A 25,374-nucleotide genomic window follows, 5' to 3' on the forward strand; every position below is an offset into this window, starting at 1 on the left:
TGTAATATTTTTCTATCAATTTATCAATAGTGTCCTAAACGTTTTCAAATTCCAAAAAAATGCACGTTTCAGCTATTATCAGTCTATAAAATCATTCAGTATTAAAATAAATCCCCTTGTACATATTTTGGTTTAGGTTTCGGAGGGTCTTCAAAAGGTGCACCCATCAAGTATTTGAATAAAAATATTATCTTTCTTATCGACAGTTTTAGACCACAGTAAATTAGCAGGGATAATATGATGTGCATGATAACCTTCAAAAGTTTCTTCACTTCTGCCTTTGAAACCACTGTACTACTTTCCTTAAATTTGTTTAAACCTGCATTCAAATGTGGATCGTTTTTATAAATAGCAATTAACTCATCTATATCTCCATTTACAATTTTATCATAGATATTATTTAATGAATTAGGACGGTTAGAGGATTTGTAACATCTGCAGTATTATTGCTCTAGCCTTTGCTTTTGAAGCAGCTTTGGTAATTGTTTCTTTATCAGCCTTCAACCCTACTTGATCATCATCTAACTTTCTATTATTATAACCTTTAGGAGTAAATAATGGATAGTTAGGAGTACTTTAGAGTAGCTTTTTATTTTCGTGGTTAAGAGTGACTAAGCTATTTGTAGATGAGGTTTTAAAGAAAAAAATGGTCTGTTATAACTTTTTGTTATAGTTTATAATTTTTATTTGTTTAATATCAAACATAAATAAAATACATTTGTATATATCAAAATAAGAAAAACAAAAATATATAGAAATGAAAAACTTTATACTCCCATTATTATTTATCGTATTAAGCTTAAATTTTGCAAATGCTCAAGACACTACTACCGTAGAAAATGTTGAAGAAATGGTAGATGCAAGTAACCCTTTAAGTAAAGGTTTAAATGTTTATCAGATTGGTAGATTTAAACCTAACCAAGTTCAAATGCAAAATATAGTAAATTACACTACCTCAAAATGGTTTATTAGAGCGGCTGTAGATTACACTAAACCTTACGATGCAGATGTTAGTTACGGTTCTTCTAGTTTTATGGTTTCTAGACTTATTGAGTTTGGCAAAAACAATGAAGATTGGAAAATACAAACTGGTTTTGGTGCTGTTGTTTCTCATTCTGCAGCAAACGGTGTTACTGCAGGGGTAAACTTTGTAGGGGTACAATTGTCTAAAAAATGGAAATTTGTAGAACTTTTAACGTACCAATTTAATGGTACAATAGAAGCTCAATATGGTGTTTATTATAAATTTACTAATAATGGCCTTTGGGAAGTAAGATCGCACCCTAGAATGCTATTTAATACGCAAACAGGCGTAAATGAAATTCCTGTAGGTGTTGGTCTAGGTAGAACAGTAAAATCTAAAACATTTACAGCTTATATTTATTGCGAACCTGAATATGACCTAGCTAATAATTGCTATTTAATTTATTCTGGTGTGAAATTTATTTTCTAATACAATTCAAAAATTAATTTACATTTAAAATAACAAAGCTGCCCATAAAAGTAATGGACAGCTTTTTATTATTTTTTGAATAATTGACTTAATCTATGAAGTCCGTAATAAATTACTGGTGTAAAGAATATTGACAATAAGGTAGAGGATAACATCCCTCCAAATACTGTTGCTCCAAGTGCATGTCTTGAGTTTGCTCCTGCCCCAGTTGCAATTACTAATGGATAGACTCCTAAAATAAACGCGAACGACGTCATCAATATCGGTCTAAATCTTAAAACTGCTGCATTTATAATTGCTTCTTTAAGTGCCAACCCTTTTGTTAAGTTTTCTCTAGCAAATTCAACTATTAAAATTGCATTTTTAGAAGATAACGCCACTAGTAACACTACACCAATCTGCATATAAATACTATTTAACTGTCCTTTATAAGCTACAAATAATACTGCTCCAAATATTGCCATGGGTACAGCTAAGATTACAGCAAAGGGATCTAACCAAGATTCGTACTGTGCCGCTAGTACCAAATAAACTAATAGAATTGCCATACCAAAGATAAAAATGGTGTTTGACCCCGCTTTAATTTCTTGATAAGCCATACCCGTCCATTCAGCATCCATAGTTATATCTAGGTCTTCTTTCACCCACTTGTTTAACTCTTTAATACCTGCTCCAGAACTGTACATTGGACCAACTTGAGCAATAATATTACTTGCATTAAACATGTTGTACCTTGTCACAATTTGAGGAGAGAAAGAATAATTAGAACTTACTATGTTATCTAAAGAAACCAACTGCCCTTTTGCATTTTTAATCTTAATTTTATAAACATCTGCGAGCACTTTTCTATATTCTTTTTCACCTTGTACATTCACTTGGAATGTTCTTCCCCATTTCGAGAAATCATTTACATATTGTGATCCCGTTACTGAATTTAAAGCTGTATATATTTCATTTAAAGGAATATCATACATCATTGCTTTTTGAGCATCTACAAACAAAGTTACATTCGGAATATTGGCTCTAAATGTTGCGTTTGCACCTTTAAAAACCTTAGAAGATTTAATCTTAGCAGAAAACTTCTCTGTGAATTTCTGTAATCTATCAAACTGATCACCTTGCTTATCTTGTAATACTAATTGTATACCACCCGATGCTCCTAAACCATTAATAGCTGGTGGAACAAAAGAAAAGATGACAGCTTCATCAATAGCATACGCTTTTTCATTAATTTCATTTAAAATTACCAGTAAATTTCTCCCTTTTTTAAGGCGTGTATCCCAATCTTCAAATCGAATAAATATTGTCAATTGATTTGATGCCGTAGCACCATCAATAATAGAATATCCATTAATAGAAATCCAATCATCAACACCATCTACAGTACCAAAAAGACTATCCAGTTGTGTTGCCACTTCGTTTGTTCTAGCTAATGTAGAAGCATCTGGCAACTGTGCTGAAACTAACATATATCCTTGGTCTTCGTTCGGAATAAAAGTGGAAGGCAATATAGAATAACCAACAAATGACAAGCCTGTAATAAGTAAATACAAAGAGATAAAAATAAACATTTTACGTAATGTAAAAGCTACTCCCTTATGGTATTTATCTGTTACATAATCATATCCTTTATTAAAATAAACGAACACAAAGAATTTAGAAGGTTCTTCTTTTCTTAAAATTAAAGAACACAATGCAGGGGTTAAAGTAAGTGCATTTAAAGCACTAAATAATGTTGAGAAAGCAATAGTTAAAGCAAATTGTTTATATAACTCTCCTGTGATTCCAGACATCATTGCTGCAGGAATAAACACAGACATAAGTACTAATGTTGTTGCTACAATAGGGCCAGTTACCTCTTGCATTGCTTTTATTGCCGCTTCTTTAGACGATAAGCCTTCTTCTAAATATCTACTTGTATTTTCTACTACTACAATTGCATCATCTACAACAATACCAATGGCCAGTACAATACCAAAAAGAGTTAAAATATTAATCGAGAATCCAAAAGCAGCCATTGCTGCAAAAGCACCTATTAAGGCAACAGGAATAGTTACAGAAGGAATAATTGTTGCTCTCCAGCTTTGTAAGAACATATACATTACTACAAAAACTAGTAATACGGCTATCAATAATGTTTCAATTACTTCTTCTATTGATGCTGTTACATAATCTGTTGTATCTATAGTGATATGATAATCCATTCCTTCAGGAAACGATTCTTTTAATTCATCTAATTTTGCTCTGACAGCATTAGATACATCCAAGGCATTAGAATTAGGTAATTGATACACACCGATACCACCAGCTAATTTCCCTTTAGATTTAAAAGACATTGTATATTTCTCACTTCCTAAATTGATTTCTGCAACATCTTTAAGGTAAACTGTTCCTCCTTCTGGAGTTGTGCTTACAATAATATTTTCAAAATCTGAAACGTCTTTTAATCTACCCGGATAAACATTAATAGCATAAGTAGAAACTTGTTTCTGTAAACCAGGCGACTGCCCTATGTGCCCCGCAGAAGTTTCTTGATTCTGATTTTGAATAGCCGTTACTACATTAGAAGGAGACATACCATGATCTTCTAATGCATCTGGATTTAACCAAACACGAATACTATAATCTCCTACTCCAAAAATTGTAACATCACCTACACCTTCAATTCTTCTCAATTCATCTGCAATATAAGCATCAGCATAGTTGGCTAAGAAAGTAGAATCTAAGTGAGCCCCCTCTTTTGCATAAATACTCCCAAGAATTACCATATTTGTTGACTTCTTTTGAGTTGTTACACCCAATTTCTGTACAATAGAAGGTAATTGTGGTAATGCCTGCGATACTTTATTCTCTACTAATACAGTTGCAATATTTACATCTGTACCAACTTCAAAAGTAATTGTAAGCGAATAAATACCGTCATTATTACTTGTAGACGACATATAGATCATGCCTTCTACTCCATTAATTGCCTCTTCTAAAGGAGAACCCACAGATTGAGCAATTGTTGTTGCATCTGCTCCCGGGTACATTCCTGTAACAGTAACTGTTGGCGGAGTAATTTGCGGATATTGCGATATTGGTAGCATGGACATTGATATGCCCCCAACTATTACAATAAAAATAGCAAGAACTGCTGCAAATATTGGTCGGTTAATAAAAAAGCGAGAGATCATGGTGCTGACAATTTTAGATGAATAGTGAAAATGGTAGTTGTATATGTATTACACTATTTTGCAATAGCGTGTACTTTTATTCCTACTCTAGCACGTTGAATACCTGAAACAATAAGGTTGTCTTCTAATACCACCCCAGAAGTTACGATTACGTTTTCTCCTACTTGCGTTCCTAATTTAATTCTATGTTGTTCTACTGTATCTTTAGCAACAGTATAAACATACGGACCAACTTGGTCTCTTTCTACTGCAACTTGTGGTATTAATAAAACATCTTCTTTAGCATGTTTGGCTAACTTTACACGTACATAAGTACCATCAACCAATATTTCGTCTTTATTTTTTACTTGTGCTTTTAGTGTAATAGACCCTGAATTAAGGTCAACTTTTGGATCGTGGTAGATTACTTTTCCTTCAGAAAGCATTGTTTTATTATCATCTGCCATAATTGTAACAGACATGTTTTCTACGTTTTCTTTACCTCTAACTATTGCGTAATATTTAGCTGCAGGAATTGTAAAGTAGATATTAATTAAATGACTATCTACAATATAAGCCATTTCTACACCAGAATTACCCGTTACAATGTTTCCGTTATCGATATAATAATCTGAAATAACACCATTAATTGGAGCAGTAATTTTAGTATAAGAATACTGTGTTGTTGCTACTTCTAACTGAGACTTTGCGTTAGCCAACATTGCTTTCGACTCGTCTACTTTAGCTTTTGATTCTAAATATTGTAATTCAGAAACTGCACTAGTTTTTACTAATTTTTTATACGATTTGTATGTCGCTTCTTTTACCGCCACATCTGCTTTTGCTCTTTCTACAGAAGCTTCTGCTTTATGTAACTGACTTAAATAAGGTTCTTTTTCTAATTGAAATAAAAGCTGTCCTTTCTTAACAAATTGTCCTGGTACAAAATATCTATTTTTTAATTCACCAGTTACACGAGGCACAATACTAACTTTATTTAATGCTTCTGTATACCCTGTGTAAGTATCAAAAATGTTCACCTGCTCTTTAGTCGGGTGACCTACTTTTACTGTAGGAACTTCAGGAGCTTGGTACATATCTGGTTTCTTATAGCAAGAAGTAAATAATAATGCCATTAGAAGTGGTAGAAAATAGAGAACTTTCATTGTGCTAAAAATTAATGTTTTAATATAGGTAATAATGTTACCTTCATATTAATACGCTCAATAAGTAACAACGTTGTATAATTGTTTCTATTTTTCTTTAACAAAGTTAAACAAACTAAATATCAGCTAGTTAAAACTATTATTTTCAAATAAAATATTATTTGTGGTACACAGAAGTAAGTTTACTATTACCCATGAAGAATGAATTTTCTATTGCACTCAAATGGCTTTTAAATTAGGCTAACATTTTAATAATTAAGGCTTTATATATAATCGCTACTGTTGGTTGTACAACTATTAATGTACTATACTATAAGTTAGAAATTGCATTTTCCATCATTATAAAATGAAGTTTTTGAGCATCTTCTCTTTTTATATTTTTGAGGTCAATAACTACCTCCTCTTTATCTTTCTTTGTAAGAAATAGCTTGTCTTTTTTTAAGACTGAAGATTGTATATCTGAAAACGTAATATTTAATGCTTTTTTAGCATTTACTTTAATTACGATATAGTTTTTATTCCATTCTACATAATGTTTAAACCAAAGAATTTTACTTTGATAAAGCATTGCTAGAAAGAAGCCGAATACAATTATTGGCTTACTCAGTTCCTTGGTAGGTAAATCTAGCGTACCCAATAAAACTATGATAAAAATTAATACAGCCACCGCATGACGTATCCATTTTGATATTTTTAAAATCTTAATTGATTCCATATTCATTTACTTTAGTTCTGGTAATCTAAATACAATTAAAATCAGTTGATGTATTAGCAAGAATAAACGTACTAATAAAGTATTCAAAATAAAAAAGGCTGATAGAATTTACGTTCTATCAGCCTTTATTTATATCAAAAGATTACTAATTAATCTTGTCCTAAACGATATTTTGAAACATCCATACCGAATGTTAAATCTCTTTCAGATAATAATTCTTCTAACTCAGTAAGTGTTTTCTTACCAAAGTTACGGAATTTCATTAGGTCACGAATTTCAAGAGAAACTAGATCGCCTAAAGTTTTTACTTCACCTGCTTTTAAAGAGTTATAAGCACGAACTGAAAGCTCAAGGTCAGCAATAGAAGTTTCAAGGATTGCACGTCTCTTGATTTCTACTGGATCTAATTCTTCAGGAGTTTCACGTTTTTGCATCTCAAAAGTGATGTCTTTATCCGTGATTTGTGCAAAATGCTGAATCAAAATGTTTGCAGCACCTTGTAACGCTTCCTGAGGATCAACAGAACCATCAGTTTCAATTGTAATTACAAGTTTTTCGTAGTCAGTACGTTGCTCTACACGTGTATTCTCAACATGGTAATCCACGTTTTTGATTGGTGTAAATACAGCATCAATTGGAGTATATCCAACTGCATCTGTAGTATCGCTTACTAACTGCTCTTTTGAAGGTAAATAACCTCTACCAGCTTGAACAGATAATTCAATACTTAAGCTATTAGCACCATCTAAGTTACAGATTACTAAATCTGGGTTTAAGATTGTGTACTCATCAGTAAATTGAGCAACGTCTCCTGCAGTAAGTTGAGTTTTACCACTGAAATCAATACTAATTTTTTGTGAAGGCTCCTCAATATTAGCAGCTTTCTTAATACGAATCTGCTTAAGATTAAGAATAATTTCAGATACCTCTTCTACTACTCCATTAATTTTTGATGATTCTTGAACGACATTAGGAAATTTAACTCCTACTACCGCGTATCCTTCTAGAGATGAAAGTAATATTCGTCTGAAAGAATTACCGATAGTTGCACCGAAACCTCTTTCAAGTGGTTTGAATTCAAAAAGACCTTTATTTGAATTATCGGTCTTTTCCATTACTACTTTATCTGGCTTTTGGAAAGATAGTACTGACATATTATATATTCTACGTTGAAATTATTTCCTCAAAAATTAATTACTTTTAATCTCCATCTTGCTCCTTATTTGGGGATAAAAGTACGTTTTAAGCGTAATTCTATTTATTGACCCAAACACAATAATGGAGTTTAATTTCAATTAACGTGTAAATTACCTAAAATGAATTCAGAAATAAAAACTTTTGTATAAGGTTTTAAGAGAATACTTGTAAATCTTTTTAAATTTTTTCCATTTATTGGCTGGACACTCCAAAATCGATTAACTATTACCTTTTATAGCATAAAACAGAGAAGTAATTTTATATTGAAAATGGTGCTAAAATAAAAAGGTTGACAGATAATTAATCCGTCAACCTTTTTAAATCAGTTACAAGTTATGAAAAACTACTTTGCATAGATTTCATCAATTTGTTGCTTATATCTCTCACTTATTGCCTTTCTCTTTAATTTAAGTGTTGGTGTCATTTCACCATTCTCAATAGAAAATTCTTTAGGTAATAATGTGAATTTTTTAATCTTCTCAAATTTTGCAAGATCATGTTGTAAAAGCTCTACTCTTTTCTCGTACATTTTTACAATGTCTTTATTAGAAATAAGCTCTTCTCTATCTTTAAAAGTAATACCATTTTCTTCTGCGTATTCTTCTAAATTGATATATGTTGGAACAATCAATGCAGAAACAAAGTTACGCCCATCTGCAATAATAGCTATTTGCTCTACAAAGTGATCTTTACCTACTTTCCCTTCTACCACTTGAGGTGCAATATATTTACCATTAGAAGTCTTCATTAGTTCTTTAATTCTATCAGTAATTAATAAATTACCATCAGCATCAAATTCACCAGCATCACCAGTTCTAAAGAAACCATCTTCTGTAAATACTTTGGCCGTTTCTTCTGGGTTGTTGTAGTACCCTTTCATTACTACTTTACTCTTTACAAGTATTTCGCTACTTTCGCCAATTTTAACTTCAACACCTTCTAATGGCGTACCAATAGAATCTGGGTTAAATGGTTGGTTAATGTGCCATGCTGTTACAGTTGCACATGTTTCTGTTAAACCATAACCTAAAATGACAGGAATACCAATTGCATGGAAAAATTTACCAATTTCCGGATCTAGTTTTGCTCCACCAGCAGGCATAAATTTAATATTACCGCCTAACAATTTCTGGAACTTACTTAAAATTAATTTATTGGCAATTCCGTATTTAAACTTATCTAAACCAGATAATGATTTGTTCGAGTTTCTTAATTCAAAACACCTTTTACCCACGTTTACAGCCCAATTAAATATCGCTTTTTTAGTAGGCGATGCTTTGGCTACTTTCTCGTGAACAGTAGAATATATTTTTTCGTAAAAACGAGGTACAGCACACATAACATCAGGAGATGTTTCTAGTAAAGCCTCTTTTATTAAAGTTGTATCTTCTAAATAATAATTGATAGCACCTCTATACAATACATACGTTGACCATGCTCTTTCAAAAACATGAGATAGTGGTAAGAAACTTAAGTTTGTATAGGTATCATTAAACTCAATTAATGCCAAGTGAGCTTCGAATTGAGAAACAAAGTTGGTATAATCCATCATTACACCCTTTGGAACACCTGTAGTTCCAGAAGTATAAATTAACGTCATTAAATCGTTAAAATCTGCTTCTTCTACTCTTCTCTCAATTTCTATATATTGATCTTTTGATCCTTTTAAGATAAACTCTTCCCAAAGCAACCCTTTTTCATTGCCTCTTCTATGGATACTATTTTTCATAGTAACTACATATTGTAAAGAAGGGCAATCTGCGGCTACTTCTATGATATTATCGTATTGTTCTTGATCTCCAACAAACATTATTTTAATACCTGCATCATTTATAATATATGCAGCTTGTTTTGCTGTACTTGTTGCATAAATAGATACACTTACGGCTCTAATTTGCTGTGCTGCAAAATCTGTTATCGTCCAGTTTGGCATATTCTGCGCATAGATACCAATTTTATCTTGCACATCAATTCCAGATGCTAACATACCAAGAGATATATTGTCTATTTCTTTAGCGAAATCATTCCAAGAAATTCCTTTCCAAATTCCATCTGCAACTCTGTATCGAACTGCATCTCTATCTTTATATTTATTGGCTTGCGATCGTATAGTATGTACTAAATGTGTAGAAGAACCTGACATTTTTAATTTCTTTGATGATTATGTTCTTTGGTATATTTTACCAAATATGTGTTACATAGGATAATTGAGTTACCATTGTGCAACGGTATCACAACACTACTTTAGATCAAAATGTGACAGCTATAACGCTAAATTTTCTTAATTATATTCTAATGAATCTAAATAGCCCTCGAAGATCATTAAAAATAATCTGACATCAAACAGTTTTTTATAGAAAAGGTAGGCATTGCATAACAATGTGAAGAGGTTGAATATCAGTATAAATAATAAAAATGGGCTATAAAACACCTCTTAAAGATGCTGTATAACCCATGTTTAATACTTATTTTACTATTTTTTCGAAAATTTATTTCATCAAATAGAATTATTCATCGTCGTCATCTTCAAAGTCGCTACTAGAGAAATTCATCATACCAGAAAGTAAATCTGAAAAACTCGTCTTTGCTACAAGTTGATGCTTGCTTAACTGACTAAATTCTGCTAAACCATGTAAAACAAACTCCATTCTATAGTAGATTTCTTCTTCATCTAATCCTTCATGTAATTTTTCTACACAAGCTCTTAGAGTAGGAATGCTATTTAATGTATCTCTATATTCGGCCTGCGTCATGTCGTTTAGAATATCGATAGAATTGCCTTCTCCAAACCATTCAATAATGTATTTGTATGGATTGTCTTCTAGCTTTCTAACTTTTTCTGGTGAGGGAAAGAAGCCTAAAAATTGTTTTCTTATTGCTTTACTTAGAAGTGATTGAGCAACCTCTCCTGCTCCTTCTTGCTCTCCTTCATATACAAGTTCAATTTTACCTGTAATTGCAGGGATCGTTCCTACTAAATCCGCTACTCTTATATACGTTTTATCTTCTGAATTAAGCAGTATTCTAAGTTCTGCTGCAGAGTATAAATTTTCCATTGATGATATTGTCAGACGTGCAGACACACCACTTTTTTCATCAACAAACTCACTTTCTCTCGCTTCAAAAGCAATTTGTTCAATTAAGTTACGTGATAAATCATTCATGCTAATTTTTTCTAATTGAGCAGGTTTGATATTCGCTTCTTGTGTTGTGATTTTCTTAGCTATCTGTAAATCTTTAGGATAGTGTGTAATAATTTGTGTTTCAATTCTATCTTTTAAAGGAGTTACAATACTACCTCTATTGGTATAATCTTCTGGGTTTGCAGTAAACACAAACTGTATATCTAATGGTAAACGTATTTTGAAACCTCTAATTTGGATATCACCTTCTTGCAAAATATTAAAGAGTGCTACTTGAATTCTTGGTTGCAAATCAGGTAGTTCGTTGATTACAAACAACCCCCTATGAGATCTAGGTACTAACCCATAATGAATAACACGTTCGTCAGAATAACTTAACTTATCTGTAGCAGCTTTTATTGGGTCAATATCTCCAATCAGATCGGCAACAGATACATCTGGTGTTGCTAATTTCTCTGTATACCTATCTTCTCTCTTCCACCAGAAAATAGGCGTATCGTCTCCGTGGTTTTCAATCTTTTCTTTTGCCGTATAAGACAACGGTTGTAAAGGATCATCATTTAATTCGCTACCTTCAACAACCGGAATTACATCGTCTAAAAGGTTAATCATTAAACGAGCAATACGTGTTTTTGCTTGCCCTCTTAACCCTAATAGGTTTATGTTATGCATTGATAAGATCCCACGTTCTAACTCTGGAATTACTGTATCCTCATATCCCCATATTGCAGTAAAAGGGTTTTCTTTATTTTGTAATTTATGAATGAGGTTCTCTCTTAATTCTTCCTTTACAGTTCTAGATTGATACCCTGCCTTTTTTAACGCTCCTAATGTTGTTAATTTTAGCTTTTCTTCTATTGTGAGTTCTTGATATTTTTTCATGGTATATATTAATTACATTCTTTTTTTCTTGTTTCTACTATAATCTTCAAAAATCATATCGCCTAATCCTTTAAGACCAGAATAATAGGCGTTACCATTGTTTGCTTCTGTAAATTCATGTATAAACTCCTTTAAATAAGGGTCTGAAGCAATCATGAAAGTTGTAATTGGAATGCGTAATCTTCTAGCTTGAGAGGCTAGTGTAAGGCATTTATTTACAATCTTACGGTCTAAACCAAAGCTATTTTTATAATACCCGCCTGCTTCTTTTAAACAAGAAGGCTTACCATCGGTAATCATAAAAATTTGTTTGTTGGTTGTCTTTCTTCTTCTTAAAAGATCCATTGCTAACTCTAACCCAGCAACCGTATTTGTGTGGTAAGGACCTACTTGAAGGTAGGGTAAATCTTTTATTTTTATTTGCCATGCATCGTTACCAAAAACTATAATATCAAGTGTATCTTTCTTGTATTTTCGTTTTATCATTTCGGCCAATGCCATTGCTACTTTTTTGGCAGGTGTAATTCTATCTTCTCCGTATAAAATCATTGAGTGCGATATATCGATCATAAGCACAGTAGATGTCTGTGTTTTATGCTCTTTCTCTACCACCTCTAAATCATTTTCATTGATCGAAAAATTATCAATACCATGATTAATTTGAGCATTTCTAATTGAATCTGTCATAGAAATTTGCCCTAAAGCATCGCCAAACTGAAAGGGTCTTCTATCCGAAGTAGTCTCATCTCCTTGATTACCAGTTAAAGGTGTTTTATGATCTCCTTTTTGTCCTTTTTTTAATTTTCCAAAAATCTCTTCTAAGGCAGATTGTCTAATTTTTTGTTCACTTTTGGCTGTAATCGTAAACTCGCCTTGTGTGTTCAAATCTTCTTTTATAAAGCCTTTATCTTTTAAGTCTTTATAAAAATCGCCCATTCCATACGTATTGTCTGTTATTGTATATTGCCTGTCTAAATTGTTAAGCCAATTCATTGTTTCAGACACATCGCCTCCAGTAATATTTATGAGTTCTAAGAACATTTTAAGAAGTTCTGAAAATTTATCTCCCTCCTTTGCTTCTGGAGGTATATATTCTGTAAATCGGTACCCTTTCATAATGTGTTGTTTTGAGAATAATAACTAATTAGGCTAAAATTTGTTCTAACAAATTAAAAAAGAATTTAGTCATATTTTTTAAGAAGGGAATGCTTTCTTCAGAATTTTTAATTTAAGAGTCCTTTTAATTTGATAGAGTACTTAGAATAAGAATTTTTATTGAAATGATAAGTCTAGTACTCTTTTTGCAGTTAGGTTCAATAGCAACAAACACAACATATTAAATAACACTCTACTAAAATGAAATACTTACTTACAACTATTGTACTTCTACTTTCTTTTAATTTTGCATTATATAGCCAAACTTTAAAAGTAAATAGTAAAAGTGAACTTGATTATAAATTAACTTCACTGCTTTTGTTTCAATCTCTAGAAGAAAAGGAAAAAGACAGGTTTAGTTATGCTCTTCTTATACTAAACAGTAGTTATGATAATCCTATCTATAAGTCTGAGTGGTATACATCTATAGATGGTATGGGGTATAAAGATATTTTCCTAAAATCTTTAATGGTCTCTTCTGATCAAAGAAAAATGGATAAGCAACAAATCAATAGTTATGTAGATGAACTAAACTATAAAAAAAGTAGTACATCTGATTTTTCATCAATGTTTTCCTTTTCACAAGAAAATACTATTGGCTATTTTAAAAATTTATCTGATTTAAAGATCAATGTAATTTCTATTGCCCTAACAGATACCTCTGGAAGCTATCAAATAATTGAACACACCTTAAAACTAGCTATTACAAAAGGAGAAAAGATTCAAATAGAATTACCCGTAAACAATCTGTTAAATGCACGTGTAATTCAGGTAGAAAATACTTTTGAAAACAAAAAAATTGATGCCTTTGAATATAATGAAATTCAAAAACACCAATTAAATTTACTTTCCAATAAACTTCTTGAAAAACAAGAAGCTACTATAGAATAGTAGAGAATATTTTTATTAATCAAATACTATAAATGATTTACTGTCGCCAGAACTTTTATCTTCTTTTTTGTTTAAAGTACTAGATGCTACTGTTTCACTAGTGTTTGGTACTTCTTCCTGCCCTACATTTTCACGAGAGTGGTGTGTTGGGAATATATCAAAAACTTCATGAACGATCTCCGAATCTGTTTGGCTCTTAATAAAGATAGTTACTTCTTTATCCACGTTATCTACATAACTACTTGTGCAAGCCATGACAAATAATGTAAAACCTGCAAGTAAAAATGTAGTTGCTAAATAGCTTGTTTTGTGTCTTGAAAAATAAGAAAGCACAAACCCTCCTAGTAAAACTAGAATAGCTAATAACATAACCCAATTAGAATGAAATGTAGAGGCAGATATTCTAGAGTCTATAAGGTTAAGATAACCATATTCATTTTCTAAAAATTGAATGTCTTTTGCAGATAATTTTTGGATAGGATAATGAAAAATAGATCCATTAACTTTTTCTAAAACTACATCTGCGTCTTCTACTAAGATAAGTTGAGCATCAGCAATTACTTCTTGCTGCTGATCGTTCCAAATATGGTATACTACTTCCTTAGTAGAAGCTTGGCTGAAATTTGATACAAATAATGTAACAAAGAGTATAAGGTAATTTTTCATTTAGATTGTATAGCAAGCTTATATTTAATACGGGTATTAACATAAAGGTACAAACTTGTAAACATTAAACAAAAGAAAGTTCATTTATGTAAGGTAATTGCAAATATTAATTAATAAAATACAAAATTAAGCTAAAAAACTGCTTATTAAGGGAATTAGGGCACATAATGTAAGTGCTACCGATTGATAATGGAATTGATGAATTGTTAATCCTGTTAGAAATAAAAGACCATTTTCTGATGATGATGATAAACTTCCAGAAGAAAAATTGGTTGTGTAATCTACTATAACTCCAGTATCATCTTGTATTTGCCATTTATTACCAATTAAACTTTTGTACGACCAAGTATAGCTTTTGTCTTTAATTACAATTGTGGCTTTATTTTTCAGAAAATTCCATTTAATATCTCCTATTTTTTTGTATTCATCAGTACAAATTTTTACTCTTGTTGTGTTCCAGATAGAAGTATATTTAAATATATACTTTTGCCCTTTCCAAGAACCCAAAATAGTGTCTAACCATTTTTTCTCGTCGAGTGTAGAAATTAATTTTTGGTTCTGAAATAATGAAAATGAATTGTGTAATAACTGATTTTCGCAGTGGAATTGCATACCTATTTAATTAGTTGTGTTATTGGTTTGTATTCATAATTTATTAAATAAAATGGGAATAAAAAAAACAACATCACAATTAGCAAACCTCTAACATTGTACTAATCAATGATTTACAACCATTCACAGTAGACTATATTAAATGATTAAAGGTATAGGCTTAGTCAAAATACAAGTATACCAAACTTTATTACCTCTTAGAGAGGTTGTATTAAAGTACGAAAAAAAATTAATTGAAAATTACTGCATAAGCATTTAAAGATGTCGCTATGCATAGCCATAAAATATAAGGTAGAATTAGTAATGTTAGCCATTTCATTTCAGTTTGATACTTCAGAATAAAATACAACACACATACCGATAGTAAAACAATAACTATTAAACCTAAAAGCATGTAGTGGTAATAGAAAAACACGGGGTTCCATAATACGTTTAGTAAAAAAGCTATTCCAAATGCAATTAGAAACGTGTTTTTATCTTCTATCTTACTCCACAAAGCACTTAAATAAATAGAAAATAGTACCATAATTGTAGTCCATGCAAAGCCAAATACCCAACCCGGAGGTGTCCACGGGGCTTTACTTAATGTTTGATACCATTCTGATGGAACTCCTTTTCCAGTAAAAAAACCACCAATACCTAAGCCTAAAAAATTTATAAATAAGAAAATAATAATTCGAATAACCATAATACCTGTTTTAAGGATAGTAAGTAAAATACATGAAAAGGTTTTCTCTTTTACTGTATTTAATTTTTGATACAACTAACAGAACTTCATTTTCAGAAAAATGTTTTACAAAAAAATAAGGTAGCTGTTCACTACCTTATCATTTGCTATAAAATTGCTAATTAATTGCTAGGTACAACTTGTACTCTAATAATTTCACCATCAATATCTACTGTATATCTTGTAAAACCTTCAGATAGATCTTCGCAGACTGTTTCTTCTAATTCTGTTTTTTCTGCCATTGTGATTTTGTGTCCTGCATCAATTTCTTTCTTTATTGCAGCAGAACCAACAGTGTTTTCCCAAAGTTCTATAACAGATGCCATGTAAGGCAAATTAGGAATTTTGTTCATCACTTTAAATAAATCTTCTTCTTCGTCATCCGTTTCAGCTTCTGCAAGATCCATAAGTAATTCATAATGATCTTCGTGTAGTAAAAACTCGTGATTAACAACTTGGTCGTTGCTATTTAATTCGGCTATTCTTTCTAATGTTTTCATCTCTTCATAAATTTTTGAAGTGATAAGTTAGAAAATATCTTTTAAATGTCTAGGCAAAATATAGAATTAAATTGACCTTATCTTATAGTGAAATTAGAATATTTCTACTTAAATTATTAAATGCTTAAAATTATACTCTTTAATTTATTTTCTTGTTTTTCGCTTCAGCTTATTGCTCAAAATACGGCACTTGATTCTCTATCAAGAAAAGCAACTGACCCAACTGCTATTCTTTGGCAATTGCAATTAGAAGATTTTTGGGAACCGCTAACCGCTACTGATAATTTTAGTAAAAATCAATTTAGAGTTAGAGTTGTACTTCCATTACAAGGTAAAGTTAAAAATAGTTGGGATCATCTAATACGGGTTACTTTTAAAGGGAACAATACAAACCAAAGTGAACTAGGTTTTGGTGATACAGAAATTTTTGATATGGTTATACCAAAAAGATATTCTTGGGGTGCTTGGAGTTTAGGTCCGCTTGCTTACCTTCCTACAGCCACAGACAGTATTTATGGCAGTGGTAAACTTTCTTTAGGATTAGCTGCTGGCTTATCTTTCAATAATCCATCTATGGGTAGATGGCAAGTTGATATCCTATTAGAATACATGCATTCTATTGCAGGAGATAAAAACAGAAATGATGTAAACCAAATACAATTACAGCCTAGTATTACTTACCATCTTAATGATGGTTTTTACCTTGAAACTGAACCCGTTTTTGCCTATTCTTTTGAGCACAATACCATTACATTACCTATTGATTTAAGATTTGGTAAAGTATGGATTATCAACGGACATAAATATAATACTTACATTGAACCAGAAACAACTCTGTACTCTAATGAAACTGCTTATACAATTGCTGGTTGTAGATTTGGTTTACGTTTTTTGTTTAAAGAGTAGTACTCTTTTTTTACCTAAAAAAAACTATCTATACAACTTAATTAAATGCTCTTTATAAGTATAGATGTCATTTTTATCATCCATTCTAATTAACAAGTCATAGATTGTATCTAGTAGAAAATGGTAGTTCTTTAATTCATATTGAGAGTAAGGGTAATCTACTCTATTATTTAAGTCTCTACCTAGGATATCATTTATAAATCCATTTATTTTTTCTTCTGAAGGAAATATTGAAAATACTCTGTGGTTCTGTAACTCCGTCTCTTTGCAATAGTCTAAGACTCTTTCAAAAAGATTATTGTCTATATGTAAAAAATCATTGAGTGAATTTAGCATCGTAGTAATTTTTTAAATTATGAATTACTTTTTTATACGATGATTTCTAATGGTAATACTTCCTCTAAATAGTCAATAATTACCCAAATATGCTCAAAGTTTTTTATTTATTTAATTTGACAAATCTACTAGGCGACTCATCAAAATATTTTTTAAATGTGCTCGAAAAATGTTGTACATGACTAAACCCAAACTTTTCTGCAATTTCCGACATACTCAATTTACCTTTTAACAGTACATTTTTTACACGTTCCATTCTATTCACCATATAAAAATTGTAAATAGTATAGCCAAATACTTCATGAAATAGTTGCTGAATTAATGTTTTGTCAATTCCAGATTTAGATACTAAATCTCCTACATCTGGGCGCTCGTTCAAATTCTCAAGTATACCTTGGCGTATGTTAAATAAAGCAATGAGTTGTTCTTCTGTTACTTTATGATTGTGTGATGTTGTAGAAGTATCCACCTTTTTAATACCATTCAAAAACATATAATATAATTCCTGCATTTTTACAGGCAATATCTTCGTTTTTAAAATGGTTGAATAGTTAATAATTTCTGTAAGGCTCATTTTAAATGCCTTAATATCATTGCGTTCTTCAAAAAAGTGAAAAAAGGATGATCTATTTAAGTAATACTCACTTATTTCTAAATCGTCTATTTCTCTTAGAGTATCTTTAGAATAAAAAATATTGATATGCTTAATCAGTTGCCCTGCCTTAACATTACTATTTATAACTGTATCTTTTGTACAGGTATAAAAACCATTTGATTTAATTTCTTCGTTACTCCCCCTTCAAATATTATTTCAGAATTAAAAAAAGAAGCGATATAATCAAAATATAAAGACGAACTATAATCTACAGTAAATGGAATATCTATTTTGGCTTCTATATTAAAAACCATGAAATAAATACCTGGGTGTATCTTATAAAAAAAGATAAAGCCTACTCCAGTATCACTATCAACATTTAAAAAATTAGGATGAATAAATTCTCCATTAAAAAAATCTTTTAGCCACTGCTTATGCTGATTGTAGTCTTGTATTTTACCTTTTAGCATTCTTATCTCTTTACTAAACTATAAATAATTTAATCTGAACAACTAAAGGTACAATTTTTAAAAGACAAACGCCCCCACATTTATCAAATTCATTGATTTAAAATGTGAGGGCATCATCTATTATTAACTATTATTTTAACGATTGAGCTTCTTCAAGAATATTATATCCCTTCAGCACATCATTCTCTTCATCTTCTAACGACAATAAACCTTGGTTGTTTTTAGCACTTTCTTCTAATTCTAACCAAATATTATAATCCATTCCCGAAAGTATATTTTTAATTTCAAGTTTGTATTTTTTGTAGTTTTTCTCCTTAATAATCAGGTATTTATTTGCATTATGACCATACATTTGCATTGCTTCTAAATTGTTATAGAAACACTCTCCTGCTGCCAATTTCCACTCTAGTTGCTGTGTTCCTGTAATCAAGAATCTTTTACGCATTTTTTGCATTTCTACATCTAGAATTAGATTTTGAAATAGATTTGCATAAGATCGGTCAAAGTTTGTAAATATATACGTTAAGTAATCTGTTTTATCTGCCTGAAAAACAATCTCTTTTGGCGTTTCATAAGCAATAACGGTTTCCTTATTTCTTTTAACTTGAATAGTTACTGTTCCTTTAGATTTTTTGACATAAAATGTATGTACCCCTGCAGGAGCAAAACCTAAATACTGCTTATTGCAATACACTTCTGCCTTTTCTTTTAATAAAGTTACTACTTCAATACTATCAAGAGCTTCCCTTTTATGAAATTTATTGATTAAAAATACATCAATTCCTTTATTCTGATGAACATCTAGTATGTCGTTACTCTTGTAAGAAGTAATTACCAATTCCTCATCTACTGGATTTGGGTTTCCTTTCCAGCACTTTTTATAATATTTCAATAATAAACCTAATCCATAACCATGGTGTAATTCTGGAGCAAAATGAGACCCATCATCAAAATAATTCCATGAATCTATAAATATCATATCTGCATTATGTTCTACAGACTGGCTCATCATATTTCTGAAAGTACTGGTAAGCTTATGGTTATTTGCTTTAACAAAAGAATCTTCTGGTGCGGTTGATTTTGCTAGATTAGATCCTTCGCTCAATTTTGCTTTATCAGTTCTTCTGAACATTTGTACTCCTTGCTGATCAGCAAAAGCACTTTGAATATAAGCTCTACCTCTATTCTTACACACCTTTCTTATTGCAGCAACTCCTTTATTATAAGATTGGATTCCTTTTAAAGTATACACTGCCGGAAAGTAATCAAGTATTAGATTTGATAAATGATTATTGGCTAATGCACTACTTTGATATACAAATGCTAAATCTTCTGGCATGCCTTCTTTTAAGTAAGTATATTGTTCTGCCACCCTTTTCATTAGATCTGGATTGTTAACAAAGTCTCTTGAGTAATTTTTAGTTAATCCCTCATCAATAACTTTTTGCGTTCCTTTTGTAAACACAATAATTTTGTCGTTCCCTGTTCTTAACCATTTATCTGAAAGATCTGCCGAAGTAATAATTTCTTTTAAACTATTCTTTGTTTTCAATAAAAGCTCATCTGATGAAACAGATGCTTTTCTATCCATTACTAAAGTGAGAGAAAATTTAAAGTCTATATCTCTTTCTTCTGCAACTTTAATATATGTAGTAATTATTTTCTTGAATCTACGGATATAGAAATCATTATTTAATGGTCTAAATTCAAATTTAAAACCATCAATCCCCATTAGTTTTGCTGCTTTCATTTCGTAAGCAAAAGCATCTTCTGTTTCCATAGGGTTACTCATAACAGACACTTGAGGAACTGCTGTTCTGTACTTCCCATTTAGCTCATCTACATCTGTTCCAAATGTAGTTTCGTAACGCATTCCTTTTAAATACGCAAGATCGCCGCTATAATTAAAATAAGGATGAGCTAATGCCAAAACAACTTTTTTAGGAAAGAATTGCTTACCAGTAACTTCTACATCGTTTTGTGCAGTTACTGGTAGCATTAAAATAAAATAAATAGTTGCTGTGGTAGATAGTAGTTTAAAAATGTTCATAGTCAAATAATAAGTAAGTGATAATTAAAATAGTAAATTCTCTAATTCAATTATCTTTAAAAAAATTGACAATAAACACTCTCAGTACCCTTTTAAGACAGTTATGAACTCACAGAAACGTATAATTTACCTACAGAATATGTTTAAGGCTCTACCCATTATTTAAATTTCTATCACCTGAATAAAGAATAATACGACTTGTAAGAAGATAATCTTATAAAAAGATATAGACGGATAATCTATATCCAAAAAACTAATTCTACCTTTAAGGTAATAACAAAGTTGTATTCTCTTTTGAGGAAAATGACTATATTATTATAACCAACTATTAATTTTTATACTGATGAGTAGACACTGTATTTTATTATCAACTATTTTTTTAATTGTATCAAGTTTAACGGTAAATGCACAAACAGAAATTGAGCTACCATATACAACACCAGATCACATTACTTGGAAAGGTGAAGAGCGTGCTTTCTTTTATAAAGATTGGCAAACTGATGTGATTACAAATATATCTACTCCATCCATAGAGGTATATCAACCTAAAAAACCTAACGGAACTGCTGTTATTATTGCTCCCGGTGGCGGACTTATGGCTAATAGTATAGAATCTGAGGGTAGATTAGTTGCCAAGTGGTTGAACGAAAAAGGTATTACTGCATTTGTTTTAAAATATAGATTAGTACCAACAAATAAAGAATCTGTGGAAGAAGTTGATCAATATGCAAAAAAAGATCCTGTTCTATTTTCTGAGCTTCTTAATCAAGTCCTCCCATATTCAATCCGAGACGCCTTTCAAGCTATTCTTTATGTAAGAGAAAATGCTGCACAATTAAAAGTTGATCCAAGTAAAATTGGTTTTATGGGTTTTTCTGCTGGTGGAGCTGTTGCAATGGGAACAAGTTATTATTATAATAAAGAGAATAGACCAGATTTTGTGGTAAATGTGTATCCTTGGACAGAGGTAATGCCATTAAGATTTCCTCGTGAAGATGTACCACCTATGCTTGTTGTTTGTGCACAAAACGACCCTTTAAATTTAGCAATGGGTGCCAATAATTTATACAATAGCTGGGTAAATAACGGGCATAAAGCTGCTTTAATTATGTTTAGTAAGGGTGGACACGGATTTGGTATGAGAAAATCTGGACTAGCTTCTGATAATTGGATTAGTCAATTTTATGCTTGGGCAATTGATGAGAGCTTTATTATTACAAAATAAATTTATTGGGCTAGTCGTTTATAAATGGCTCTAAAAACCCAATAAGTTGTTTCCCTCCATCCGACCAACGTATACCATGTCCGGATGCTATTCTAATTTCGTATACATGGCCATGTTTATAATGAAAAAACACATTCCACCATGTTTTTGTATCTAACATCATTTTTATGAGACTTCTTACGTGTGTCTCTTTTTGGGAGGGGGAACCCTTTACCTCTCCCCAGAAATTATCTTCGTGTCTGCCCGCATGTTTTTCCCACGCACGTGTGGCGGTACTTATTTGCTCATTATAGGGCAATAAACTACTGTTTAAAACAGTCGCTTTAAGTGGTGGTATTCCTTTTTCATCTGTACAACTTGCAGACGTACAACGTTGTCCTAAAATGATTAATAAGTATTGGAAAGGAGATTTCATTAAAGCTATTGCCCATGCTTCTTCTGAATTCTTTACTTTAGTAAGAGGGTAATTTTTTATAATTTCTGATAAAACCTGATCTAAAGGTAGCGTAACTTCTTCGCTAAAATAGGGTACTCTTAAAGAACTATTGCTCTGTGTTATTAGTAGTTGTAACTGATTAATAAAATTATTCCAATGTTCATCTTGTAAAAAATGAACGTATTTTTCTTGCCATTCTTTTGTAAGATAGTTTCTACATTTTAAAGTTGGTAAGTCTATCATAGTCTTTAAATAGCTGATAAAAGAGTGCCATTCATCAAATGGTATTTCTATACTTCTACCTTTCTAATTATCCCCTAAAGTAATTTCTATTAAATCTAAAGCCATTTGTTTTGGATCTTCTTTAGATAAATCTCTTAATTTCAATTCTCCTCTAAAATAATCTCCGCCATCTTCTAAAAAACCTTGTCCTTTTGGTGTAAAAACAGGGAAATTATCAGGTGTAGAAACTTCATATCTACCATTTTCTGCAATAGTAAAAGTAGTTGTTACCTGAAAATAAAATGCTTGAGTACGACCGTACATATTCTTTAATGCATTTGTAATATTTGTAAGTTGCTCATTTAGAACATACTCTTTCAATTCTTGCTTTGTCATAATTGTTACTTTTTTATAAAGGTACATCAAAGACCTTTTTAGAGCAAAAAATGTATCTTTGCCAAAAATAAAAATAGTACATATGAATCAACATTTTAAAGATATCATTTTAGAATCTACAGCTTCTTCCTCTTTAAAAGAAGTAGAAGTTATCCAAAGTTTATGGAGTGGTTATGGTAGTATTATTCGCTATAGTTTAAAAGGTGGTTCTTATAAAAGTGTTGTGGTAAAACATGTACAATATCCTGATACTACTAAGCACCCACGTGGATGGAATACGAATTTATCTCATGAAAGAAAACTAAAATCGTATAACGTAGAAACGGCTTGGTACAAAGAATTTAGTCAACTATGTGATACTTCTTGTAGGATTCCTAAGTGTTTTGCTTTAGAAACGCATAAGGATGAGGTTCTTATTGTACTCGAAGATTTAGATAGCAGTGGTTTTCCTGAGAGACTTCATCAGGTTGGTTGGGATGAAATTACTTGTTGCTTAGAGTGGTTGGCAAATTTCCATGCTTCGTTTATGGGTAAAAAGCCATCAAATTTATGGGAAATTGGCACCTACTGGCACTTATCTACTCGCCCAGACGAACTGATTGCATTAGAAGATAAACCTCTTAAAAAGATAGCTCAAAAGTTAGACGATGCATTAAACAATGCAAAATACCTGACACTTGTTCATGGAGATGCTAAATTGGCTAATTTCTGTTTTTCTACTGATGGAAAAAAAGTAGCTGCCGTAGATTTTCAATATGTCGGAGGAGGATGCGGCATGAAAGATGTTGTTTATTTTATTGGTAGTTGCTTAAATGAAGAGGAATGTGAGCACTATGAAGATAAATTACTCACTATTTATTTTGATGCATTAAAAGAAGGACTTAAAAAGCATAATCCTACTGTAGATTTCTTAGAAATTGAAAAAGAATGGAGAGCATTATTTCCTATTGCATGGACTGATTTTCATCGATTCCTAAAAGGTTGGAGTCCTGGGCATTGGAAAATAAATAGCTATTCAGAAAAGATGGCCCAAAGTGTTATCAAATCAGTTTAAAAAGACGTATAAACACAAATAAGGTGATAATCTTTTATAGACTATCACCTTATTTGTATTTATAAAAAAGCAAAAACTCATTCTCGTTCTTACCCAATAACTATAGCTATTACATTTTATGAAAACGCACCATTTGAGTTCGTGTCTTAAAAATATAAACACCTTGTTTTAACGAAGATATATTTAAAGTAATCTCACTATTTTCTTTACTAGAGGGAGTTACTAAGTCTGTAACATCATGCCCTGTTGCACTAAAAACTTGAAATATATTTTTTGTGAAATCAATTTCCGAAGAATGTAATTGTATACTGTTATCTGCAGGTACAGGGTACGCTTTTAATACAAGTGTGTTTGTTGTTTCTCTAGTAACTGTCACTGCAGAAAAATATTCGAAATTTCTATCAAAATCTACTTGTAATAAACGGTAATAGCTTACTCCTTTTAATGGCTTTTCATCAATGATAGAATACTTAAGATTTACATTAGAATTTCCTGCTCCTTCTACTCTAGCAATTTTATTCCAAAAATGTCCCTCCGAAGACCTTTCCATAATAAAGTGAGAATTGTTTTCTTCTGATGCTGTTACCCATTCAATAATAACTTGGCCGTCATTTTTTCTAACAGAAAAAGAATGGAGTTCTATTGGGAGTGCAACATCATTATTATTAAAACCGCACACATATACATTATCCTGATTTACGGTTACTCCTGCGGGAAGTGAATTATTAAAATCTTCGAAACTTTCTCCATTAAAAGTTACACTAGAACCAGAACATCCATCACTAGTAGTAATTACTTGGTTTGCTAAAGTAGCTCCTCTACTATCTTCATCAGACATATCAAAAGTTTCTGTTTGAATTGTTCCTCCACCTTTCACATAACCTCCATGAATTTTCATTTTTGTATCTACTTCTACCAAACCATAATTTCTTAATAAACCATCTAAATGAAATTCTCCCGAAACTTTAATCACACCTGCAGGCCAATTGGTAATTATACTCGTTTGGTCTTTACCTCCATGAATTCTTGTTGCAGAAATTTCACCAAAATTGTAGATATCAATATTCGACACATCAGATTTAAATTCTCCAATTCCAGTAATTACTCCCCCATTTCTAAATTCAGTTCCTTCACTAGTAATCAACAATTTATTACCATTCATAGTAATTGTCGTACCCGATTTGACTTTTAAATAACTATTTATTGTCAGATCTGCAGTAACATTAATTGTACAATTACAATCAATAGTAATATTATCAGTACTATTGGGTACACCTCCATCCCAATTCGATGCTGTATTCCAATCTCCATCAACACCATCAGCACCTACCCAGGTTATATCAGCAGCAAGACAAAAATATGTAGAAATAAAGAACAGCAATAAAGTAAAATAAGCTTTCATATAAATAGATTAGTTAGTTT

At 31.3% G+C, this 25,374-nt stretch carries 23 protein-coding genes; 5 read left to right on the forward strand and 18 right to left on the reverse strand.

Annotation, left to right across the window (positions count from 1 at the left end; translation table 11 throughout):
- Positions 1-757 precede the first annotated feature (757 nt).
- On the forward strand, positions 758-1,453 hold the full coding sequence (locus EI427_RS25085) for a hypothetical protein (RefSeq protein WP_126620249.1): 696 nt from the start codon (positions 758-760) through the stop codon (positions 1,451-1,453).
- A 68-nt stretch (positions 1,454-1,521) separates the two neighbouring features.
- Here the strand turns inward: EI427_RS25085 and EI427_RS25090 are convergent, their stop codons facing one another.
- The 7 genes from EI427_RS25090 to EI427_RS25120 all read right to left on the reverse strand — a co-directional run bounded on the left by EI427_RS25090 (position 1,522) and on the right by EI427_RS25120 (position 12,827).
- Positions 1,522-4,629, reverse strand: coding sequence for an efflux RND transporter permease subunit (locus EI427_RS25090; protein ID WP_126620251.1), 3,108 nt, complete (start codon positions 4,627-4,629; stop codon positions 1,522-1,524).
- Positions 4,630-4,682: 53 nt separating this feature from the next.
- Positions 4,683-5,774: an efflux RND transporter periplasmic adaptor subunit gene (locus EI427_RS25095; RefSeq protein ID WP_126620253.1), complete on the reverse strand. Its 1,092-nt coding sequence runs from the start codon at positions 5,772-5,774 to the stop codon at positions 4,683-4,685.
- Between the two features lie 310 nt (positions 5,775-6,084).
- Positions 6,085-6,489: a hypothetical protein gene (locus EI427_RS25100; RefSeq protein WP_126620255.1), complete on the reverse strand. Its 405-nt coding sequence runs from the start codon at positions 6,487-6,489 to the stop codon at positions 6,085-6,087.
- Positions 6,490-6,638: 149 nt separating this feature from the next.
- Positions 6,639-7,643 carry a DNA-directed RNA polymerase subunit alpha gene (locus tag EI427_RS25105; protein ID WP_126620257.1) on the reverse strand — a complete coding sequence of 335 codons (1,005 nt, stop codon included), beginning with the start codon at positions 7,641-7,643 and terminating at the stop codon, positions 6,639-6,641.
- A 386-nt stretch (positions 7,644-8,029) separates the two neighbouring features.
- Positions 8,030-9,829, reverse strand: coding sequence for an AMP-dependent synthetase/ligase (locus EI427_RS25110; RefSeq protein WP_126620259.1), 1,800 nt, complete (start codon positions 9,827-9,829; stop codon positions 8,030-8,032).
- A gap of 364 nt (positions 9,830-10,193) precedes the next feature.
- On the reverse strand, positions 10,194-11,711 hold the full coding sequence (locus tag EI427_RS25115) for a sigma 54-interacting transcriptional regulator (RefSeq protein ID WP_126620261.1): 1,518 nt from the start codon (positions 11,709-11,711) through the stop codon (positions 10,194-10,196).
- A 12-nt stretch (positions 11,712-11,723) separates the two neighbouring features.
- A complete protein-coding gene (locus EI427_RS25120; RefSeq protein WP_126620263.1) occupies positions 11,724-12,827 on the reverse strand; it encodes a vWA domain-containing protein in 1,104 nt (367 codons plus the stop codon).
- A 240-nt stretch (positions 12,828-13,067) separates the two neighbouring features.
- Between EI427_RS25120 and EI427_RS25125 the strand changes: the two genes are divergently transcribed.
- A complete protein-coding gene (locus EI427_RS25125) occupies positions 13,068-13,757 on the forward strand; it encodes a hypothetical protein (RefSeq protein ID WP_126620265.1) in 690 nt (229 codons plus the stop codon).
- 15 nt (positions 13,758-13,772) lie between these two features.
- Here the strand turns inward: EI427_RS25125 and EI427_RS25130 are convergent, their stop codons facing one another.
- The 4 genes from EI427_RS25130 to EI427_RS25145 form a co-directional block, all read right to left on the reverse strand.
- Positions 13,773-14,423: an SHD1 domain-containing protein gene (locus tag EI427_RS25130; protein WP_126620267.1), complete on the reverse strand. Its 651-nt coding sequence runs from the start codon at positions 14,421-14,423 to the stop codon at positions 13,773-13,775.
- 126 nt (positions 14,424-14,549) lie between these two features.
- On the reverse strand, positions 14,550-15,035 hold the full coding sequence (locus tag EI427_RS25135; RefSeq protein WP_126620269.1) for a hypothetical protein: 486 nt from the start codon (positions 15,033-15,035) through the stop codon (positions 14,550-14,552).
- Positions 15,036-15,264: 229 nt separating this feature from the next.
- Complete coding sequence (locus tag EI427_RS25140; RefSeq protein ID WP_205727982.1) at positions 15,265-15,798, reverse strand: TspO/MBR family protein; 534 nt, start codon at positions 15,796-15,798, stop codon at positions 15,265-15,267.
- A gap of 86 nt (positions 15,799-15,884) precedes the next feature.
- Positions 15,885-16,262: a hypothetical protein gene (locus EI427_RS25145; protein ID WP_126620273.1), complete on the reverse strand. Its 378-nt coding sequence runs from the start codon at positions 16,260-16,262 to the stop codon at positions 15,885-15,887.
- A 120-nt stretch (positions 16,263-16,382) separates the two neighbouring features.
- On the opposite strand from EI427_RS25145, the gene EI427_RS25150 reads away from it, so the two are divergent.
- The gene (locus EI427_RS25150) at positions 16,383-17,168 is read left to right on the forward strand and encodes a hypothetical protein (protein WP_126620275.1); all 786 of its coding nucleotides are present in this window, start codon (positions 16,383-16,385) and stop codon (positions 17,166-17,168) included.
- A gap of 24 nt (positions 17,169-17,192) precedes the next feature.
- Here the strand turns inward: EI427_RS25150 and EI427_RS25155 are convergent, their stop codons facing one another.
- The 4 genes from EI427_RS25155 to EI427_RS25170 form a co-directional block, all read right to left on the reverse strand.
- A complete protein-coding gene (locus EI427_RS25155) occupies positions 17,193-17,504 on the reverse strand; it encodes a hypothetical protein (RefSeq protein WP_126620277.1) in 312 nt (103 codons plus the stop codon).
- Between the two features lie 103 nt (positions 17,505-17,607).
- Positions 17,608-18,078: a helix-turn-helix transcriptional regulator gene (locus tag EI427_RS25160; protein ID WP_126620279.1), complete on the reverse strand. Its 471-nt coding sequence runs from the start codon at positions 18,076-18,078 to the stop codon at positions 17,608-17,610.
- 161 nt (positions 18,079-18,239) lie between these two features.
- On the reverse strand, positions 18,240-18,569 hold the full coding sequence (locus tag EI427_RS25165) for a hypothetical protein (protein ID WP_126620281.1): 330 nt from the start codon (positions 18,567-18,569) through the stop codon (positions 18,240-18,242).
- A gap of 130 nt (positions 18,570-18,699) precedes the next feature.
- Positions 18,700-20,619: a glycoside hydrolase family 71/99 protein gene (locus EI427_RS25170; RefSeq protein ID WP_126620283.1), complete on the reverse strand. Its 1,920-nt coding sequence runs from the start codon at positions 20,617-20,619 to the stop codon at positions 18,700-18,702.
- 343 nt (positions 20,620-20,962) lie between these two features.
- Between EI427_RS25170 and EI427_RS25175 the strand changes: the two genes are divergently transcribed.
- A complete protein-coding gene (locus EI427_RS25175; protein ID WP_126620285.1) occupies positions 20,963-21,844 on the forward strand; it encodes an alpha/beta hydrolase in 882 nt (293 codons plus the stop codon).
- 10 nt (positions 21,845-21,854) lie between these two features.
- Here EI427_RS25175 and EI427_RS25180 read toward each other — a convergent pair whose 3' ends face one another.
- The gene (locus EI427_RS25180; RefSeq protein WP_126620287.1) at positions 21,855-22,523 is read right to left on the reverse strand and encodes a hypothetical protein; all 669 of its coding nucleotides are present in this window, start codon (positions 22,521-22,523) and stop codon (positions 21,855-21,857) included.
- Between the two features lie 63 nt (positions 22,524-22,586).
- Complete coding sequence (locus EI427_RS25185) at positions 22,587-22,898, reverse strand: hypothetical protein (protein WP_126620289.1); 312 nt, start codon at positions 22,896-22,898, stop codon at positions 22,587-22,589.
- Between the two features lie 82 nt (positions 22,899-22,980).
- On the opposite strand from EI427_RS25185, the gene EI427_RS25190 reads away from it, so the two are divergent.
- Complete coding sequence (locus EI427_RS25190) at positions 22,981-23,952, forward strand: oxidoreductase family protein (protein WP_126620291.1); 972 nt, start codon at positions 22,981-22,983, stop codon at positions 23,950-23,952.
- Positions 23,953-24,061: 109 nt separating this feature from the next.
- Here EI427_RS25190 and EI427_RS25195 read toward each other — a convergent pair whose 3' ends face one another.
- Entirely contained in the window at positions 24,062-25,354 is a 1,293-nt protein-coding gene (locus EI427_RS25195) for a T9SS type A sorting domain-containing protein (protein ID WP_126620293.1), read from the reverse strand.
- Between the last annotated feature and the right edge of the window lie 20 nt (positions 25,355-25,374).

The sequence above is a fragment of the Flammeovirga pectinis genome (assembly GCF_003970675.1).
GTDB lineage: Bacteria > Bacteroidota > Bacteroidia > Cytophagales > Flammeovirgaceae > Flammeovirga > Flammeovirga pectinis.